The following is a 19,780-nucleotide window of genomic DNA, read 5'->3' as shown; positions in this document are numbered from 1 at the left end:
GGATTCCTGTCGATCCCGGCTTGTGCCGTGCTGTCGACTTCCCCCGAACCGCTCATGAAAGGCACCCCCCATGGATCTGCACGGGAAAGTCGCCGTCGTCACCGGCAGCGGGCGCGGCCTCGGGCTGGGATACGCCCAAGCCCTTGCCGCGGCTGGAGCCGCCGTCGTCGTCAACGACGTCGACCAGAACGCGGTCGACGCCGCCGTCGCCACGATCACGGCCGCGGGAGGTAGGGCGGCCGGCGTCGTGGCGGCGGTGGGCGACAGCGCTGCGGCCGAGGAACTGGTGGACACGGCGGTGCGGGAGTTCGGGCGCCTGGACGTGCTCGTCACCAACGCCGGCATCCTGCGAGACCGCGTGCTGTGGAAGATGACCGACGACGACTTCGACGACGTCGTCCGCGTGCACCTGCGCGGCACCTTCACCTGCGCCCGCGCCGCCGCCGTCCGCATGCGGGAGCAAGGCACCGGCGGCCGGCTCGTCCTCATCTCCTCGCCGGCCGGACAGCGCGGCAACTTCGGCCAGACCAACTACGCCGCCGCCAAGGCGGGCATCGTCGCCATGGCACGCACCTGGGCCATGGAGCTGGGCCGCGCCGGCATCACCGTCAACGCCGTCGTCCCCGTCGCCGCCACCGAGATGACCAAGACCATCCCGGCCTTCGCGCCGGTCATCGAGGAGGCCGAGCGCACGGGCGGCCCCCTGCCCGACTGGCTGCGCAAGGACGAGGGCCTCGGCACCGTCGAGGACGTCGCCGGCCTGATCGCCTTCCTGGCCTCGGACGCCTCCGACGGAGTGACCGGGCAGGCGATCGGCATCGGCGGCGACCGGCTGGCCCTGTGGGCGCACCCCAAGGAGAAGGCGGTCGCCTTCGCCGACGGGGGCTGGAGCGCCGACATGATCGCCGCCCTCTGGCCCGGCGGCGTAGGGGCCGAGGCCGAGACCTACGGCATTCCGGCGCCCCAGGCCCCGGAGGCATGAGATGGGTGACCTCACGCTCGACCTGGACCGGCTGACCGCCATCGACGTGCACACGCACGCCGAGGTCTCCAAGGACGGCCACGGGGCGCTGAGCCCCGAACTGTTCGGCGCCTCCGAGAACTACTTCAAGGCCCACGGCCACCGGCAGCCCACCATCGATGAGATGGCCGCCCACTACCGTGAACGCCGCATGGCCGCCGTGGTGTTCACGGTCGACGCCGAGCACGCCACGGGGCACCCGCGGATCTCCAACGAGGAGATCGCGGAGAGCTGTGCCGCCCATGCGGACGTACTCATTCCGTTCGCGAGCATCGACCCGCACAAGGGCCGTGCGGGCGTGCGCGAGGCGCGGCGCCTGGTGGAGGAGCACGGCGTCCGCGGCTTCAAGTTCCACCCCAGCATCCAGGCGTTCGCCCCGAACGACCCGATGGCCTATCCGCTGTACGAGGCCATCGAGGAACTCGGCGTGCCCGCCCTCTTCCACACCGGTCAGACCGGCATCGGCGCCGGCGTACCGGGCGGCGGAGGCATCCGCCTGAAGTACTCCAACCCCATGCTGGTCGACGACGTCGCCGTCGACTTCCCCGAATTGCGGATCATCCTCGCCCACCCGTCCTTCCCCTGGCAGGACGAGGCCCTCGCGGTGGCCACCCACAAACCGTACGTGTACATCGACCTGTCCGGCTGGTCCCCGAAGTACTTCCCGCCGCAGCTCGTCCGCTATGCCAACACCCTGCTCAAGGACAAGGTCCTCTTCGGCTCCGACTACCCCGTCATCACCCCCGACCGGTGGCTGGCCGACTTCGAGAAGCTCGACATCAAGCCCGAGGTCCGACCGAAGATCCTCAAGGAGAACGCCGCCCGCCTGCTCGGGCTGCTCACGGACTGAAGGAACCGAAGGAAGTGAAGAAACCGAAGGAGTCGTCGTGTTGAACCAAGGCATCGGCTCGTGGCCCACGCGCCGGGCCCGCAAGACCCCGGACCGGATCGCCCTCGTCCACGAGGACCGCTCCTGGACCTATGGCGAGCTCCACCAGCGCGTCCTGCGCCTCGCCCACTCCCTGCGGGAGCTGGGAGTGGCCCGGGGTGACCGGATCGCGTACCTCGGCCCCAACCATCCCGCCTTCCTGGAGACGCTGTTCGCCGCCGGCCTGCTCGGGGCGGTCTTCGTCCCGCTCAACATCCGTCTGGCCGCCCCGGAACTGGCGTACAACCTGTCCGACTCGGGCAGCGTCGTCCTCGTCCACGCGCCGGAGCAGGCCCGGGCCGCACGCGCTGCGGCCGACGAGGCCGCAGTGCGGCACCGGATCGCGCTCGACGGGCCCGACGAGGGGGTCCGCGGCTACGAGGAGTTCCTCGCCGGCGGCGCTGCCGTGCCCCTGGACGAGAGCGTGGCGCCGCACGACACCTGCATGATCATGTACACCTCCGGGACCACGGGCCGCCCCAAGGGCGCCGTCCTCTCCCACGACAACATCATCTGGAACAGTGTCAACGTCCTCGTCGACACCGACCTCACGGGCGACGAGGTGACCCTGGTCGTCGCCCCCCTGTTCCACACCGCCGGCCTCAACATGACCTGCCTGCCCACCCTCCTCAAGGGCGGCCGGGTGGTGCTGCTCGGTGCCTTCGACGCCGAACGCGTACTGGAGACCATCGAGAACGAGCGCGTGACGTACATGTTCGGCGTCCCCACGATGTACGACGCCATGGCCGCCCGGCCCCGCTGGGCGACGACGGACCTGTCCAGCCTGCGCACCCTCAACTGCGGCGGCGCACCCGTGCCCGCACGCACCATCGCCACCTACCTCGCCCGCGGCCTCGCCTTCAGCCAGGGCTACGGCATGACCGAGGCGTCTCCCGGAGTCCTCTTCCTGGACAGGGAGCAGACCTCGGCCAAGGCCGGCTCCGCGGGCGTGCCGCACTTCTTCACCGACATCCGCGTGGTCCTGCCCGACGGCCGGGACGCCGAACCCGGACAGCGTGGTGAGGTCCTCGTCCAGGGCCCCAACGTCATGACCGGGTACTGGGGCCGGCCGGAGGACACCGAGGCCGCCTTCACCGTCGGCGCCGGCGCCGACGGCCACTGGCTGCGCACCGGCGACGTCGCCCGGACCGACCGCGACGGGTACGCCTACATCGTCGACCGGGTCAAGGACATGTTCGTCTCGGGCGGTGAGAACGTGTACCCGGCCGAGGTCGAGGAAGCGCTTCTCACCCACCCGGCCGTCGCCGAATGCGCGGTCATCGGGGTGCCCGACCCGGTCTGGGGCGAAGTCGGCCGCGCCGTCGTCATCCTCAGGCCCGGAGCCCGCGCCGACGAGCGCGGCGTCCTCGGCCACCTGCACGGCAGGCTCGCCAAGTACAAGATCCCCAAGTCCGTGGTCCTCACGGACACCCTGCCCCGCACGGCCTCCGGAAAGATCATCAAGCCCGCCGTGCGCGACACCCACGCGGGCGGTCCCGCAGACCACTCCCACCGCTGAAACCCCGCTTGCAGGCCGCGCTCAGCGCTGCCCGCGCCACCGAAAGGTCCCTCCATGCCGACCGTCGCCAACGGCCTCGAAGAACTCAAGTCCCTCAGCGGAGCCGACCTCGGCCGCACCGAATGGCTCGACATCACCCAGAACCGGGTGAACACCTTCGCCGACGCCACCGACGACCACCAGTGGATCCACACGGACCCGGAGAAGGCCAAGGACGGCCCCTTCGGAGGCCCGATCGCCCACGGCTACCTCACCCTCGCCCTGATCATCCCGCTCTTCGACGAGCTCCTCACCATCACCGGCACCAAGATGAGCGTCAACTACGGCCTGGACAAGGTCCGTTTCCCCAGCCCCGTGCCGGTCGGCGCGAAGATACGCCTTCACGGCGCCGTCGGCACCGTGGAGGAGGTCAAGGGCAACGGCGTCCAGATGGCGCTGACGTTCACCGTGGAGGTCGAGGGCAGCGACAAGCCGGCCTGCGTGGCCCAGGCCGTCTACCGCCACTACGCCTGATCGTCCCCACATACGCAGGGCCGTTGCCGCGTCCGCCGCCGCAAAAAACGAGGGAGGCCCTTTCCCGGACCACGGGTGGACCGCACGCGTTCGAGGCCGAGCCCCGGATCGCGCGTGCGGTCCTCGGCATGCCCGTGGGTGAGCAGGACGGGCCCCGGAGCCTGCTGCCCAGGCGGATACCCCGACCCGGGTCAGTAGCCCCCGATCACCCGCATGCCCCTTCCGCGGGCGATCCTCGACGCCGCGTCGGAACCGAGGAGGTCGAGGACCTCGCGGGCGCGGTGCGGCTGGGTGGAGGCGGCCAGTACGCCCCCGCTGAACATCGAGCTGATGGCGGCATCGCCCGGCAGCGGGCCGATGACGACGACGCCCGGCAGGTCCATGAGCTCGCTGTGCTGCTGAAAGGCCAAGTCGGCTCGGCCGGACGACAGCAGGCTGCCTGCGGGCACCCCCGGCGGGGCCTGGACAAGCCGGTCCCCGAGCGTGTCGGCGAGGTCCAGCCGGGTGATCAGCTCGATGAGGGACGTACCGCTGGGGCCCGTGGAGTAGGCGATCCTCCGCGCGGACAGAAGAACGGCTCGCAGATCGGATTCCGAGCCGAGTGCCGGAACCGGTGCTCCCTCCGGCACGGCGGCGACGACCTGGGAGACCCACAGCGGGCGCGCCGTACCTCCGAGGAGGCGCCCTTCCTTCTCCAACGCGGCCAGTGCTCCGTCGGCGAGCACGAGCAGGTCCGCTTCGGCGCCCTCGCGCACCCGCCGTGCGATCTCCACCCCGCCGGCCGACTCGAAACGCACCGGAATCCCGTGGGCGAGTCGGATGTGTTCGGAAAGTTCGCCCACTATCGGCCGCGTCGCCATCGAGGACAGCCCAGAGATCTCTTGGTTCATGTTGTCTCCTTGGTGTCCGGCAGATCGTACGGCGCCCGGTCGGGCCCCCAACGCCCGTCTGCGAGACTGCCCGCGTGAGCACAACCCGGAGCAGCACCGCGGCTGGAAAGGTCCTCAAGGTCCTCGCGGCCTTCGATCGCGAGCACACGTCGCAGACACTGTCGCAGATCGCCCAGCGCACAGGTCTGGCCTTGAGCACCACGCACCGAGTGGTCGCGGAGCTGGCGGAATGGGGAGCGCTGGAGCGGGATGAGGACGGGGCCTGGCACGTCGGACTGAGGCTCTGGGAGATCACCTCGGGATGCCCCCGTACCCAGATCCTGCGAGACGCGGCCTTGCCGTTCATGCAGGACCTCTACGAGGCGACCCACGAGAACATCCAACTCGCGGTGCGCGAGGGCACCGAGCTCGTGTTCGTCGAACGTATCACCGGACATCGATCGGTGCAGCTGTTGACCGCGGTCGGGACCCGGTTCCCCGTCGGCTCCACAGGGATGGGCCGGGTGCTGCTCGCGCACGCACCACGGGACATCCAGGAGGAGGTCCTCGAATCGCCGCTGCGCGCCTGGACCCCGCACACCGTCACCGACCCGAAGACGCTGCGCGCGCAACTGGACCGGATCCGCCGCGAGCAGGTCTTCGTCAGCGACCGGCAGCTCTCCGAGGACACGGTCGCGGTGGCAGCGCCCGTACGGATCGGCCGGACCGGGCCCGTCAGCGCCGCTTTGGGGATCGTCGTCGCGGCGGGCGGTGCGAGCAACGCGCGCGGGCTGCGCGGGCCCCTTCTGAGGGCCGTGCACGGGATCTCCGACGAGCTCGGCCGACGCGCCCACGCGACGGTCTGAGCTTCGAGCGGGCTTCCGCCTGACGGAAACACCGGCGACCTGCGGCCGCTCCGGGTGCCAACGTTCGGGGTGTTCCGAACGTTCGCAGTCGCTCAGGAGATGCCATGGCCGACGCCACCGTCGACACCGTTGCCTCGGTTCCCGTCGCCGTCATCGGTGGTGGTCCAGCAGGCTTGATGCTGGCGCACCTGCTCGGGCGAGCGGGGGTCGAGACGATCGTGATCGACACCCGCTCCCGGCGCGAGATCGAAACGACGCAGCGGGCCGGCATCCTCGAGGCCGACGCGGCCCGGGACCTGGTCGAGACCGGTGTCTCCGACCGGATCCTGCGCGAGGGCCACGAGCACGAGGGCGTCGAGATCCGGTTCGGTGGTCGCCCGCACCGCATCGACTTCAAGGAGCTGGTCGGCCAGTCGGTGTGGCTCTACCCGCAGACCGACGTGTTCACCGACCTGGCCGACGCCCGGGACCGCGACGGTGGCACGGTCCACTTCGGCGTCAAGGACACCGAGGTCCTCGACATCACGACCGACGCTCCCCGGGTCCGCTACACCGCGCCCGACGGGTCCCGCCACGAGATCCGGGCGCGGTACGTGGTCGGTGCGGACGGCTCGCGCAGCATGTGCCGCGACCTCGTGCCCGAGGACCGGCGGGTGCGCCACGGCAAGGAGTACCCCTTCGCGTGGTTCGGCATCATGGCCGAGGCGCCGATGAGCGCGCCCGAGCTGGTCTACGCCAACTCCGAGCACGGGTTCGCGCTGATCAGCCAGCGCACCGAGACCGTTCAGCGGATGTACTTTCAGTGCGACCCCGACGAGTCCGTCGATGCCTGGCAGGACGACCGCATCTGGGAGACGCTCCAGGCCCGGGTGGCCGGCCAGGACGGCTTCCGTCTCAAGGAGGGGCCGATCCTGGAGAAGACGGTGCTGCGGTTCCGCTCGTTCGTGCAGGAGCCGATGCGCTGGGGCTCGATGCTGCTCGCGGGCGACGCCGCCCACACGGTGCCGCCGACCGGCGCCCGCGGGCTCAACCTCGCGCTGCACGACGTGAAGGTGCTTGCCGACGTCCTGGTGCGAGCACTCGGCAGCGCGGGCGAGAGCGCGCTGGACGATTACCAGCCGCGCGCCCTGCAGCGGGTCTGGCGGGCGCAGAACTTCTCCTCCTGGATGACCCAGCTGCTGCACACCGCGCCCGGCGGCACGTCGTTCGACCTGCGGCGCCAGCTCGGCGAGCTCGACAACGTGGTGGGCACCCGCGCCGGACGCACCTATCTCGCCGAGCAGTACACCGGCTGGCCCGCCGGCTCGCAGGGCTGACCCCGACGACCAGCAGGAGAGAACACATGATCATCGACTGTCACGGTCACTTCACCACCGCGCCGCCGCAGTTGGCGCGGTGGCGGGACCGGCAGGTGGCCGCGATCGGCTCCGCCGGGCACGCGCCCGATCCCGCCGATCTGGTCATCACCGACGAGGACCTGCGTCAAGCGATCGAGAGCAACCAGCTCCGGTTCATGGACGAACGCGGCAGCGACCTGACGATTTTCTCCCCCCGCGCCAGCTTCATGGCCCACCACATCGGCGACTTCGAGGTCTCCTCGGTGTGGGCGCGGATCTGCAACGACCTGATCCACCGTGTCTGCACGCTCTACCCCGACCGCTTCGCCATGGGCGCGATGCTGCCGCAGTCACCGGGCGTCGACCCCGCGACCTGCCTGCCCGAGCTGCGCCGCGCGGTCGAGGAACTCGGCGCGGTGACGGTCAACCTCAACCCCGACCCGTCGGGCGGCAGGTGGACCGCGCCGCCGCTGACCGACCGCAGCTGGTACCCGCTCTACGAGGCGATGGCCGAGTACGACATACCCGCCATGATCCACGTCAGCACCTCGTGCAACCCGGCCTTCCACACCACTGGTGCCCACTACCTCAACGCCGACACCACGGCGTTCATGCAGCTGGTCCAGGGCGACCTGTTCGCCGACTTCCCGACTCTGCGGTTCGTGATCCCGCACGGCGGGGGTGCGGCGCCCTACCACTGGGGCCGGTTCCGCGGCCTGGCGATGGCGCTGGGCCGGCCGGACCCCGAGACGCTGCTGGACAACGTCTTCTTCGACACCTGCGTCTACCACCAGCCCGGCATCGACCTGCTCACGCAGGTGATCCCCAGCCGCTCCGTCCTGTTCGCCAGCGAAATGATCGGCGCGGTCCGCGACATCGACCCGCGCACCGGTCACCACTTCGACGATACGAAGCGGTACGTCGAGGCCACCGCGCACCTCTCCGACGAGGAACGCGCCACCGTCTACAGCGGCAACGCCCTGCGCGTGTACCCCCGCCTCGCCGCCCGCCTCGCCGCGGCCGGCCACTGAACTCCCAGGAGAAGAACGCATGGAACACACCGAGATCGGTGTCGTCCACACATCGATCACCCGCGCCGATCCCGAGGCCGTCGCCGCACTGTCGGCCTTCGGTGTCGCGACGATCCACGAGGCCATGGGCCGGGTGGGCCTGATGCGCCCGTACCTGCGCCCCGTCTACACCGCCGCCCGTCTGTGCGGTACGGCGGTGACCGTGCTGCTGCAGCCCGGTGACAACTGGATGCTCCACGTCGCCGCCGAGCAGATCCGGCAAGGCGACGTCGTGGTCGCGGCCTGTACGGCCGAGAGCGAGGACGGCTTCTTCGGCGATCTGCTCGCCACCTCGTTCCGCTCCCGGGGTTGCGCCGGCCTGGTCATCGACGGCGGCGTGCGCGACGTGGCCGACCTGGAGGAGATGGACTTCCCGGTCTTCTCCCGGGCGATCAGCGCCAAGGGCGCGGTCAAGGCCACGCTCGGCTCGGTCAATGTGCCGGTGGTCTGCGCCAACGCCCTGGTCAGGCCCGGGGACGTCGTTGTGGCGGACCGTGACGGTGTCGTGGTGGTGCCGCGCGAGCGGGCGGCCGAGGTCGCCGAGGCCTCGGCCCGGCGCGAGGCCAACGAGGAGGGCAAGCGTGCCCGGTTCCGCGCGGGCGAGCTCGGCCTGGACCTGTACGGCATGCGCGGCCCGCTGGCCGAGCTCGGGCTGCGCTACGAGGACTGAGGAGGACCGAGAATGACGACCTGTCGGAAGACCTCCGGCTGGCTGGACTGGTACGCCGACCCGAACCGGCCGCGGTTCCAGGTGCCCGAGGGCGCTGTCGACGCGCACTGCCACGTCTTCGGCCCGGGGGAGCGGTTCCCGTTCGCCCCGGAGCGGAAGTACACCCCCTGCGACGCGTCCAAGGACCAGCTCTTCGAGCTGCGCGACCACCTGGGCTTCGCCCGTAACGTCGTCGTGCAGGCGACCTGCCACGGCGCCGACAACAGCGCCATGCTCGACGCCCTGCGAGCCTCGGGAGGCCTGGCCCGGGGTGTCGCGACGGTGCGGCCGGACATCTCGGACGTGCAACTGCGGGAGCTGCACGAGGCCGGCGTCCGCGGCGTACGGTTCAACTTCGTCAAGCGGCTCGTCGACGCGGCGCCACGGCAGGACCTGTGGGACGTCGTCGAGCGGATCGCGCCCTACGGCTGGCACGTAGTCGTCTACTTCGAGGCGGCCGACCTCGCCGACCTGCGCGACTTCTTCCTCGCGATCCCGGTACCGCTGGTCATCGACCACATGGGCCGGCCCGATGTCACCAAGGACCCGCACGGCCCGGAGTTCGAGGCGTTCTTGAACTTCATGCGGGCGAGGCCGGACATCTGGTGCAAGGTGACCTGCCCGGAGCGGCTGTCGATGAGCGGCCCGCCGGCCCTCGACGGCGAGCAGGATGCCTACCGTGACGTCGTCCCGTTCGCCCGCCGCGTGATCGAGGAGTTCCCCGACCGGGTGCTGTGGGGCACCGACTGGCCGCACCCGAACCTCACCGGCCACATGCCGGACGACGGTCTGCTCGTCGACTTCATCCCGCACATCGCGCCGACGCCCCAGCTGCGACGGGGGCTCCTCGTCGACAACCCGATGCGCCTGTACTGGCCGGACGCCGACTGACCCACCGCACGATTGGAGGCTCACCATGTCACTGGACAAGACCTACAAACTGGTTCCGGGGACGACCATCTTCGACGCCGAGCAGTCCGCCAGGGGGTACCACCTCAACCAGTTCTGCATGTCGCTGATGACGGCGGAGAACCGCGAGCTCTACCTCGCCGACGAGCGCGCCTACCTGGACGCATGGCCACTGCGGGAGGAACAGAAGCGGGCGCTGCTCGACCGCGACCTCAACGCCGCCATACGCGAGGGCGGCAACATCTACTTCCTCGCCAAGTGGGGCGCGACGCTCGGGCTGTCGTTCCAGCAGATGGCGGGCTCGATGACCGGCATGACCGAGCAGGAGTACCGCGCCATGATGGTCGGCGGCGGCCGCTCCGTGGTGGGGAACCGGATCGACCACGCCGTCCTCGAAGCGGCACACGCCGACCAGGCACCGCCGGCCGAGCACGCCACGATCACCGGCGCGGTCTTCACCTCGCACGTGCCGGCGATCGGCGCGGCGATCGACCACCACAAAACCGACGACCCCTATTGGGTGCCGGTCTTCGAGGGCTACGAGTTCTCCAAGCAATGGGAGAAGGAGAACCTGCCCGACGTGGTCTTCCTGGTCTACAACGACCACGCCACCACGTTCGACCAGTCGCTGATCCCGACCTTCGCGCTCGGCACCGGAGCGGCCTACTCCACGGCCGACGAGGGGTACGGACCCCGCCCGGTGCCGGGCATCGAGGGCGACCCCGACCTGGCCGCGCACATCGCGCACTCGCTCATCAGGGACGACTTCGACCTCACCCTCGTCAACGAGATGACCGTCGACCACGGCCTGACCGTCCCGCTGTCGCTGATGTTCGGGGATGTCGAGGAGTGGCCGTGCAAGGTGATCCCGTTCCACGTCAACGTGGTGCAGTACCCCGTGCCCTCGGGTGACAGGTGCTTCCGGCTCGGCCAGACGCTGCGCAAGGCGATCGAGTCCTACGACAGACCGCTGAAGGTCCAGGTGTGGGGCACCGGTGGCATGAGCCACCAGCTGCAGGGCCCCCGTGCCGGCCTCATCAACCGGGAATGGGACAACGCCTTCCTCGACGAACTGATCGCGGACCCGGTCGGGTTGTCGCAGGTCCCGCACCTGGAGTACGTGGAGGAGGCGGGCTCGGAGGGCATCGAGCTGGTCATGTGGCTGATCGCCCGCGGGGCGATGAGTGACCTCGACGGGTCCGGACGGATCGAGCTCAAGCACCGCTTCTACCACGTGCCGGCGTCCAACACCGCCGTCGGCCACCTGATCCTGGAGAACCATCCGCGGGCCAAGAAGCCCGCTGAGAAGGAGTGAGCGACATGACTGACGACCAGACCCTCCGGATCGCCCTGGCCGGGGGCGGCGCCTTCGGAGCCAAGCACGCGGCCGCGCTCGGGCGGATCAAGGGCGTCGAGGTGGCTGCCGTCGTGAGCAGCACCCTCGAAAGCGCCCGGAACTTCGCCGCGGAGCAGGGCATCGGCCGCGGCGTCGCGACGTTGGAGGAGGTACTTGCGATGGACGACATCGACGCCGTCATTCTCGCCACGCCCACGCCGATGCACGCCGCGCAGACGCTGGCCTGCCTCGAAGCGGGCAAGCACGTCCAGACCGAGATCCCGCTGGCCGCCTCCCTCACCGACGCCGAGGCCTGCCTGGGGGCGCAGCAGCGCACCGGACTGGTGGCGATGGTGGGGCACACGCGGCGCTTCAACCCGAGCCACCAGTGGGTACGGCGGCGGGTCCAGGCCGGAGACTTCAACATCCAGCAGATGGACGTGCAGACCTACTTCTTCCGCCGCACGAACCTCAATGCCCTCGGCCAGCCGCGCTCCTGGACCGACCACCTGCTGTGGCACCACGCCGCGCACACCGTCGACCTCTTCGCCTACCAGACCGGCTCGCCGATCGTGCAGGCCAACGCCGTCCAGGGCCCGATCCACCCCCAGCTCGGCATCGCGATGGACATGTCCATCCAGCTGCGCGCGGAGAACGGCGCCCTCTGCACCCTGTCGCTGTCGTTCAACAACGACGGGCCGCTCGGCACGTTCTTCCGCTACATCGGCGACACCGGCACCTACGTCGCGCGCTACGACGACCTGGCCACCGGCAAGGACGAGCCGATCGACGTCAGAGGCGTCGACGTGTCGATGGACGGCATCGAACTGCAGGACCGCGAGTTCGTCGCCGCCATCCGCGAGGGCCGCGAACCGAACGCCTCCATCGCCCAGGTGATGCCCTGCTACCGGACGCTGGCGGCCCTGGAGGAGCAGCTCGACGCCGTCTCGGCGCGCAGAGCAGCCAGGTAGGCGGCGAATTCGGCTTCGGTACCCAGCGTGCGATGACAGGCGCGGGCGCTGAACAGCAGCTCCGCGAGGCGTTCGTACTCGTCTGCGCGGCCGGGATCGCGGGCGACGTCGGCAAGCTGATCGACGCCGCGCACGAGCGGAGCTGGGACGTCGGCGTCGTCGCCACCCCGCAGGGGCTTCCCTTCCTCGACGTCGCCGCGGTCGAGGAGCGGACCGGTTACCCGGTGCGATCCGCCTGGCGTGCGCCGGGCGAGGCAAGGTCCTTCCCGCCCGCCGATGCGATCGCCGTAGCCCCGGCCACCTTCAACACGGTCAACAAGTGGGCGGCCGGCTTCGCGGACACCCTCGCCCTCGGCATCCTCTGCGAGGCTCCGGGCATGGGCATCCCCACCGCCGTCCTGCCCTACGTGAACACCGCCCTCGCGGCCCACCGCGCGTACCAGCGAAGCCTCGCCGAGCTGCGCGAGACGGGTGTTCTGGTCGGCGGCTACGAGCCGCACCGCCCGAAGTCCGGCGGCGGCGCCGACCGCTTCCGCTGGGAGGAAGCCGTCGACCTCCTGTCCCCACTGCTCAATGCAGGGGCCGCCCACTGCTGAGCCTGCGACTGCGAGTAGGGAGATCCTGCCGTATACCCGGTCGTGAGGCGCTGTTCCGGAGAGTCTGTCAGTCTTGCGATGGTCTCCCAACCCCATCTGTGGGGACGCTGTCAGGCGTTCGCAAGAGCCATGTTGAGCAACGGTGTTGGTGTCCGGCTACAGCCAGTCGCGCTTCTTGAAGATGACGTACAGGCTTACGCAGACGACCGCCATCAGCAGGATCGCGAAGGGGTAGCCGCCTGCCCAGTGGAGTTCGGGCATGGTGTCGAAGTTCATGCCGTAGATGGTTCCCACGAGTGTGGGTGCAAACAGGATGGCGGCCCATGAGGAAATCTTCTTGAAGTTGTCACCCTCACACCGCTGACCTGCGGAAACCGACTGTGTGGGCAGTCCGACCTGCGGCGATCGATCTTTCCGACCCTTTCACCATGCTGCCCGCTTGTACGGCCGATCCTCCCCAGCCGCTCCCCAACGCGGCTTCATTCTCCCCAGATCCTCCCCAGCGGCTGCTGGTTCTCCGCGGCTGCCACGCACCGTGCCGTACGACTATGCGACGGTGACCTCGCACCCGCCTGCAGCAGCGCCCGCCCATACTCACGACGCTCGGCACGTGTGAGGGATCCACCCACGAGCCGGTACAGGCGACGGTGACCTCACCGCGGTCCTACGGCCGTCGTGGGCGAAGAATTGGGGCGACAATCAGGATGCGGTGGGAGGCCAGGCCCTTCCACGCACCTGGCCTCAACCGGAGGGCCTGCCGTCGATCAACTTTCGCGAAGACCAGACTGGCGACCGCCCGCTCTCAGCAGGGACCCTGAGACATCACCTGCTGTACGGTGCCAGTCCCTCGTTTCCGGCGACGACCAAGGAGTCGACGAGCATCTGCCACTCGTCCAACCTGCCGAGTTCCTCGGCCGTTCTGCGCACGTCCTTGAGCCAGCTGTTCGATAGATACGACTTCGGGACCGTCACGTGTCCATCTTGAATGCACAGGGCGGAGACCCAGTGCACGCCGCGGGTGGCCTGGACTTCCTCCGGGAGCCTCCGCAAGAGGCCGATTAGCGCGTCGACGGACTTGACCTCCCCGCGAGCGATCGGCAGCCAATCGTCGATCGACTCAACGAGGTCTTCAGCACGGACCCAATCGATGGGCTGACCGACGACCTCGTTGTACATGCCTTCCGCCCACGCACGAGGGTCCGGTAGCAGGGCGGCGGCGGCCCAGTCGCCCCAGTGATGGTCGAGGTATGGGCTCGTGTCGTCGCTTAGATATCCAACGGCGTGGCGCAGCAAGATCGGCCAGGCACCTCGGGCCGCGTCTGCAAGCCGCTCGTTCTCTGCACCTGCTGCGGCAAGACCGTGGAGGAAGTTCGACATCAGTCCTGCATCTACGCGAAGGACGTCGAGGTGTTCGAGCAGTGATCCGGCGTCGCCGTTCTTCGCGAAGCCTTCGAGCAGGGCCCGTGCGGCGACGAGGCTGTGCGTGCCGCGGTCATCCGCGGTCCAGCCCTTCTTCTCGTGTGCGACCATGGCGCATCGCTGGACGCTGAGGAACGAGGCGAGGAGCGCGGCTGCGTCGTCGGTGCAACAGTGGTCCCTCGACGCGGCTGCGCCGAGTCCGCGAAGGGCCGCGTCGAGAACCGCGATGTCGACGGAGTCACCCGGCAGCACCTGAAGACGTTTGGCAATGTCGCCGGTGATCTGCACTTCCCGCCGTTGCTGGCCTTCCTGGTCCCACGGACCGATTTCTGCGAAACGGGCGGTCTCGAGCGCCCAGTTCAACGCGGTCCGGTGGATGCAAGGGGCGAAGTGGCATGGGACCGCCCAGACAACATCACATCCACGCGCCAGGTGCAACCGCGTCTCCGAGGACGCTCTGCCTGCCATCGCAAGACCGGCTTCGACGACGACTTCAGTTGAACTACCGACCGCTTTCAGCGGTGCTACCAGTGCGGGTGTGAGGAACGCCGGCAGGGTCGCGGCCACGGCTCGGTCGGCACCAAGGTCGAAGTACTGGCCCTCGTGACGTTGATCCTCGGCGTCCTTGAACGACAGCGCGATGCTGATGACGAACTCAGTTGCGAAGTGGGCCTCGGGACCGAGCGCCTCCATATCGCCGGCGGCGGCTCGTGCGACTGCTGCTCGGACCACGTGGGCCACGACGTCAACAGGCCGAGTCGGCAGCAGGTCCCCGTTGGACTCGAGCAAGGCACGGCCTGCCACCAGGTCTGCGGCAATCTCTTCCGACCGGGGCGGCACGTAATCCGGCTTGTGCCTGGACGAGCCCCAGTACCGATTCTGCAGCCGCAGGGCGGTCTGTGTGATCGCTTGGTGAGCCGTATGCGCTTCCTGCACGGCTCGCATCTCAGGCGGCGGTTCGACCTCGATGTGGAACTCATCGCCGTGGTGCTTGATTCGGTATCGCTCCGAGTCAAGGCTGGCGGCCCAGTTCTTCGTGAGCTCCCGGCTGATGCCAAGCCGATCACCATTCTCGACAAGTTGGTCGGCGACCTTCTTCAAAGCCTCGGCGCGCTTCTCCCCGCCGTGCACCATCAGCCACATGGCTACCTCATGCGGTGTCCATTGGCGACGTTCGAGGTTCGCGAGCCCTTCGGTCGTTGCACGCAGCCCCATGTACTCACTCGCATGGCGGCCGAACTCCAGCTCCCAGACGGCTGGTTCGGCGAGGAACGGGTCGAGCTCAGCGTCGACGTTCTCGATGTGGCGTACGAGCAGACCGAACAGCATTCCCGGAATCGCCAGGTTCTCGCAGCCGTCCAAGAGGGCCGCGACAACCTTCCCCGGGGGCACACCCTGGCTGAGCCATGCGTCGGCGAGACGTTCCATCGCCTGAAGCGCGCTCATGGCCGAGTAGGGCCCGACCGATGTGCCCCGGTACCAGCACCACACGTGACTGTCGCCGTCATACGAGCGGGTGGTGCCGCCGAGGTTCAGGACCACACAGCGGTCTCCATCCTCTCCATTCTTCGGCTTGCCATCCGCTTCCTCGTCCCGGACGCCGAGGGACCGAGCCAGTTCTCCGGGCGAACCGAGCCGCGACAGCGTTGCCACGCGTGCCCGCGCACCGCTGTTCAGAACGCTATTCAGCACGCGCACCGAGGTCCGCAGCGGTGCGATCTGGAACAACTGCCAGAACCCACCGAAGTAGTACTGGAAGAACGGCGGTCCGAAACTGGTCCATCGGCCTTGATGCCGTCGGACGCCTTCGTCTCGGTGCCAGCTTGGGTCGTCGTTGATGTAGTAGGCCGCCATCAGCGTCGCCAATAGCTCTGGGTCCTTCTGCGCCAAGGCGCGGGCGCTCAACGGCGAGTCCGCAGCCGGAGCCAGGGACGCCGGCGCGTCGTTCGCGATGGCCCGAAGGCACGCTTCGACGGCATCGTCGATTTCCGGTCCGAGCAGCGCCAACGTTTCGACGAACTCTTCCTTGGTCAGGTGGTAATCCAAATTGCGTCGAAATCGACGAGGCTGCGACATCCGACTGTGCAGTCGGTCCCCGCTGGCTTCGCGTAGAGGGAACGAATTCCAGTAGGAGAGGAGACGGTCCCGCAACCGGATTCTTAGTGCGTTGCCAGCCGGTACCTGAGCCAGAGACAGGGCCTGCAGCCAGTCCGCAAGCAGTTCGAACGACTGCTCCGACACATCCCACGGTCTTTCTCCATCAAGGAGAACCTGCACCACGGGGCCCGAGATCAGACGGTCGACCAACCCCTTGGCCTTGTGCCTCTGCTGGACGACTCGGACCACATCGCCGAGCGCCAGGCCGGCCGACTGATCTGTGAACGCTGATGTCAGGCACTCGTATGCGAACGGCGTCTCCAAGACCGCCTCCACCGGGACGTCGGTCCACCGGGGGCCGTGCGCTGCCGCGAACGCCTGAAATTCCGAGAGTAGTTCGGTGAACTTCCGAACGGGTCGAGCGTCCGGTGCTGCCAACAGTCCCTTGCACGCAAGCGTGGCGGCCGACAGCTCCCACCGGGGCGCCCGGACCACTTCCAGCAGCTCGGTCGGGCTCTGGCCACGGACGAGAAGGATGGCGGTTGCGTACCGCCGGACTTCGTCGTGCGCGAACTCCGGCTGATCCCGATACGGGCTAGCCGGCGCGAGCAGATGGTCCCGACGCAGCACATCGACCGCTCCGGCATCCACGCCTGCGCCAGGCCGACGGTTCTCGGGCAGTTTCATCGTCGCAGCGGCCACCGCCAGCATGGTCCGTTCGCGTGCCTCCGCCGAACCGACCCCGGGGCGCCCGTCGCCCCGGACAACCTTGCTCCACACCAGCTGAAGGCACTCCCACTCACCCAGTGAGCTCTCGGGCTCCGCCCCGGTCCGGGCCAGAAGGTCCAGTACAACGGGCCTGCGGAGCAGCGAGTTCATGGGCAGGTCCCGCAGGACCGCGCGCAGCAGCGGAAAGTGGTTTGAGACGACCGAGATGTCCTCGTCTCCCAATGGCCGCATTGTGAACGATGGAATGGGCTTCGCGAAGCCCAGCTCCAACTGCTCCCGCACGAAATCGGATGCCACGTCAGAGGTCACTGCCACGAGCCCGACGCCGGCCTCGGCCGCTGCCGACGCCAGGTCACTCAACAGGCCAGCAGACCGCTCCAGAGCAGCATCAGCCGCATCGATGACAAGGACCCGCTCAGGTGCCGACAGCTCCGCGAGCACGTTCTCCATTGCCATCCCGAGCGCAGCACGCAGCTCCATGCTCGACTGCGGCAGGCCGCGGAAGTTCACCACCGCCCCCTGGAACCGGGTGGGATCCGCGGCTTCCAACTCGGCGATTGCCGACAGCGTCAACGCGCTCTTACCGATGCCCGACTCGCCGGATACCAACAGACCCGATGCGCGGCCACCGGCCTCGCGTAGGGCCTCGACGAGTTGCTCGCGGCGGTCGGCGAACGAGATCTTGACCACGCGTCCGGATGACTCATCACCGATGGTGCTCCGCAATCGGGCAACGGCGAGCTTGCGTTGTTCAGCAAGCACCGACCACGCGTGTTGGCTTCTAGTCGCGGCCGAGTCCAGAACCAGGTGCATGTCACGGCGAAGCATCTTGAGGTCCACCACGGCACCGGTCGCGTCGTAGCGGGTTGTCTCAACCTCGAGTCGGTCCCGGACCACCACGCCGTCTGTGTTTGCCGACGCCACGCCGTCCAGCGAAGTCGCGACCGCCGCGCGGTCGCCTTCGTCCGGGCTCTGAACTGCGAAGCCGAGGATGTGCAGTCGGCCAAGCAGCCGCCATGCCAGCCGTAGGACCTCTCCCGGTGTGGTGTCGTCGGCGACGGCTTTCTCGACCATCTTTAGGAAATGCTGCTGGCGCTCACGTACCGGCTTCGACCAGCGGCCATCGACGTCCATGGCCGCTTGGAACGACTCCGGGTCGGCATGGGCACGCGCGATGCCGCAGAGCGTCGCAAGCTGATCCCACTGGTCGGACCAACCGGCTGTCGCGACAGCCACCCGGTGAGTGTCGATGTCGAACTTCTCGATCTCCGCGAGCAGTGACTTGACGAGCTTCACCGTGTCAGCATGGCTCTGGACGAAATTCGGCGTTGCTCGACATGCCACGGCGAGGATGACCTCGGCGGCCTCATTGCCACACTCAACAAGGAGGTCGTCCACCGGGTGCGCCGGCCCGGTTTGGAACGACACCCTCCGAACCGGCAGCTCAGATACCTCCGCCCGTCGTTCGCCGGTCAACAGGCCAGCGAGATAGACAGTTGCGACACGGTGCGCGAACGAAACGCCGCCACCGCCGGTCGCGTAGGTGCTCGAGCCTCGCTCAGTTTTACCGGCCGCGGCGACACTGGCGCCTGCTTCATGGGGAACAGTGGCGGGTCCAGATGTCGTCTCACCTGCGGACCGAACGGCATTGTCCGGTCCAACGGGCTCGTCCATGTGCTCCTCGGTGGCATCGTGCTATCAGTGGCCGCACGGCTCACCGTAGCGGTGGTTCGAGAACTATGCACGCAAGCACCGATGGCTCCCTCCCTGAACCAGCACGGTCTGTCACACGTCCCAGTACGCTGCCACGCATGGGGGAAGCAGTGAGCGGAGCAAGCCTGCCGACGTGGTGGCACCCGCTGTTGCGTCTGCATCACCGATGGGTTGAGAAGCATGTGGTCCCGGCCGAGAAGGCTGCGACCGAGCTGGGCATCGCCTTCGATGCTGCGACCATCCGCAAGGCGCTCGGCTACCAGCGGTGGATGTTTCTCCGAAGAGTGAGGAGGATCGCGATCTTCTTTGCCGTGCTGGCTCTGCTCGCTGTCGTAACCCGCCCGGCAGCATGTAGGCCGGGCGGTCTGCTCACCACAGGCCAAGCCTGGTGCCCGACCTATAGCGCTTACGTCTTCGGCCCGAACGCTGACCCATGGGTGTCGATCACGCCAACGCTATCTTTGATCGTCTTCCTCTGGATCGTTTCGGCCTGGCGAGGCGAGAACATACTGCGTCTCTATCAGCCTCTGTACCCGCTTCTCGACCTCCTCACGGCCAGTGCCGACCTGACAACGATGGATGGCATTCGGTACACGAATGCAGTGAAACTCAGCGCCAAGGCCGCCGAGCTCGGTCTTCCACTGCGGACGGTCGCCCGGGACGCAGCTTCTGATTTCGGAGCCCGGGGAGCCCTTCGCGAAGAGCTCCTCACCCACGCGGATCTCGTGGAGACGGCCATAATGCAGGCCGCGGATGGCCTGGTTGCAGACCGCACTGGGTCAGCAAGGAAGCTGGGCACGTTGGCCGGCGCCATCGCGGCCAACGTCGCAGCTGGTCAATTCACCAAGATGCTCCCTCACGCGGATCTCCCCGAGGAAGCCGTCATCGAGCCCGACCGCCTCGACGGACGCCGCTTGGCGAAAGCGTGCCTTTGGTCGACTATCAGCGTCACGGCATTCGCACTGCTGCTCGCAAGGCTGGGCGCGCCAGCCGAGCTCCTGATGCCTCTGGCGGTAGTGGCCTTCATCGTGATGGCCTATGTGCTCCTGGGCCTCTGGTACGGCCTCGGCGAAGCGACCCGACTAACGCGAAGCCTCATGTCCTTCTTCTCCGCTGGCCTCCCTCTCTGACCAGTTCTCACAATTCGGAGCGGCCTTACCTGCCGTCTGGAATCGCCC

At 68.4% G+C, this 19,780-nt stretch carries 15 protein-coding genes and 1 pseudogene; 13 read left to right on the top strand and 3 right to left on the bottom strand.

Features of this window, described 5'->3' with window-relative positions; translation table 11 throughout:
- Window positions 1–70: 70 nt before the first annotated feature.
- From ACFWB8_RS02930 to ACFWB8_RS02915, 4 genes are read left to right on the top strand one after another with little or no spacing between them, the layout of a single operon-like run.
- Complete coding sequence (locus ACFWB8_RS02930) at window positions 71–982, top strand: SDR family oxidoreductase (protein ID WP_385221560.1); 912 nt, start codon at window positions 71–73, stop codon at window positions 980–982.
- A 1-nt stretch (window position 983) separates the two neighbouring features.
- Complete coding sequence (locus tag ACFWB8_RS02925; RefSeq protein ID WP_385221557.1) at window positions 984–1,871, top strand: amidohydrolase family protein; 888 nt, start codon at window positions 984–986, stop codon at window positions 1,869–1,871.
- A gap of 37 nt (window positions 1,872–1,908) precedes the next feature.
- Window positions 1,909–3,468: a long-chain fatty acid--CoA ligase gene (locus ACFWB8_RS02920; RefSeq protein WP_385221554.1), complete on the top strand. Its 1,560-nt coding sequence runs from the start codon at window positions 1,909–1,911 to the stop codon at window positions 3,466–3,468.
- 54 nt (window positions 3,469–3,522) lie between these two features.
- Window positions 3,523–3,981, top strand: coding sequence for a MaoC family dehydratase (locus tag ACFWB8_RS02915; RefSeq protein ID WP_385221551.1), 459 nt, complete (start codon window positions 3,523–3,525; stop codon window positions 3,979–3,981).
- A gap of 191 nt (window positions 3,982–4,172) precedes the next feature.
- Here the strand turns inward: ACFWB8_RS02915 and ACFWB8_RS02910 are convergent, their stop codons facing one another.
- On the bottom strand, window positions 4,173–4,871 hold the full coding sequence (locus tag ACFWB8_RS02910) for a substrate-binding domain-containing protein (RefSeq protein ID WP_385221549.1): 699 nt from the start codon (window positions 4,869–4,871) through the stop codon (window positions 4,173–4,175).
- A gap of 74 nt (window positions 4,872–4,945) precedes the next feature.
- Here ACFWB8_RS02910 and ACFWB8_RS02905 point away from each other — a divergent pair, with 74 nt between their 5' ends.
- The 8 genes from ACFWB8_RS02905 (at window position 4,946) to ACFWB8_RS02870 (ending at window position 12,644) form a co-directional block, all read left to right on the top strand.
- Entirely contained in the window at window positions 4,946–5,716 is a 771-nt protein-coding gene (locus ACFWB8_RS02905; protein WP_385221546.1) for an IclR family transcriptional regulator, read from the top strand.
- Window positions 5,717–5,820: 104 nt separating this feature from the next.
- Window positions 5,821–7,032 (top strand): 4-hydroxybenzoate 3-monooxygenase, encoded by a 1,212-nt coding sequence (locus tag ACFWB8_RS02900; protein ID WP_385221544.1) that lies wholly within the window; start codon window positions 5,821–5,823, stop codon window positions 7,030–7,032.
- Window positions 7,033–7,058: 26 nt separating this feature from the next.
- Window positions 7,059–8,084, top strand: a complete 1,026-nt coding sequence (locus ACFWB8_RS02895; protein ID WP_385221541.1) for an amidohydrolase family protein — start codon at window positions 7,059–7,061, stop codon at window positions 8,082–8,084.
- 19 nt (window positions 8,085–8,103) lie between these two features.
- On the top strand, window positions 8,104–8,793 hold the full coding sequence (ligK, locus tag ACFWB8_RS02890) for a 4-carboxy-4-hydroxy-2-oxoadipate aldolase/oxaloacetate decarboxylase (protein ID WP_385221538.1): 690 nt from the start codon (window positions 8,104–8,106) through the stop codon (window positions 8,791–8,793).
- A gap of 12 nt (window positions 8,794–8,805) precedes the next feature.
- Entirely contained in the window at window positions 8,806–9,723 is a 918-nt protein-coding gene (locus ACFWB8_RS02885; RefSeq protein WP_385221536.1) for an amidohydrolase family protein, read from the top strand.
- Between the two features lie 25 nt (window positions 9,724–9,748).
- Window positions 9,749–11,056: a protocatechuate 4,5-dioxygenase subunit alpha gene (gene ligA, locus ACFWB8_RS02880; protein WP_385221533.1), complete on the top strand. Its 1,308-nt coding sequence runs from the start codon at window positions 9,749–9,751 to the stop codon at window positions 11,054–11,056.
- A 5-nt stretch (window positions 11,057–11,061) separates the two neighbouring features.
- Window positions 11,062–12,048 (top strand): Gfo/Idh/MocA family oxidoreductase, encoded by a 987-nt coding sequence (locus tag ACFWB8_RS02875; RefSeq protein WP_385221530.1) that lies wholly within the window; start codon window positions 11,062–11,064, stop codon window positions 12,046–12,048.
- Window positions 12,049–12,080: 32 nt separating this feature from the next.
- Window positions 12,081–12,644, top strand: coding sequence for a flavoprotein (locus ACFWB8_RS02870; protein ID WP_385221527.1), 564 nt, complete (start codon window positions 12,081–12,083; stop codon window positions 12,642–12,644).
- A gap of 156 nt (window positions 12,645–12,800) precedes the next feature.
- Here ACFWB8_RS02870 and ACFWB8_RS02865 read toward each other — a convergent pair.
- A pseudogene (locus tag ACFWB8_RS02865) lies at window positions 12,801–12,986 on the bottom strand (CorA family divalent cation transporter); the annotation flags it as partial.
- Window positions 12,987–13,466: 480 nt separating this feature from the next.
- Window positions 13,467–18,563: a hypothetical protein gene (locus ACFWB8_RS02860; protein ID WP_385221524.1), complete on the bottom strand. Its 5,097-nt coding sequence runs from the start codon at window positions 18,561–18,563 to the stop codon at window positions 13,467–13,469.
- 137 nt (window positions 18,564–18,700) lie between these two features.
- Between ACFWB8_RS02860 and ACFWB8_RS02855 the strand changes: the two genes are divergently transcribed.
- A complete protein-coding gene (locus ACFWB8_RS02855) occupies window positions 18,701–19,732 on the top strand; it encodes a hypothetical protein (protein ID WP_385221521.1) in 1,032 nt (343 codons plus the stop codon).
- The last annotated feature ends 48 nt before the right edge of the window (window positions 19,733–19,780 follow it).

The sequence above is a fragment of the Streptomyces sp. NPDC060031 genome, assembly GCF_042736805.1.
Classification (GTDB): domain Bacteria; phylum Actinomycetota; class Actinomycetes; order Streptomycetales; family Streptomycetaceae; genus Streptomyces.
The sequence above is the reverse complement of the archived record's forward strand: the minus strand, read 5'-3'. Positions and strand labels throughout refer to the sequence as shown.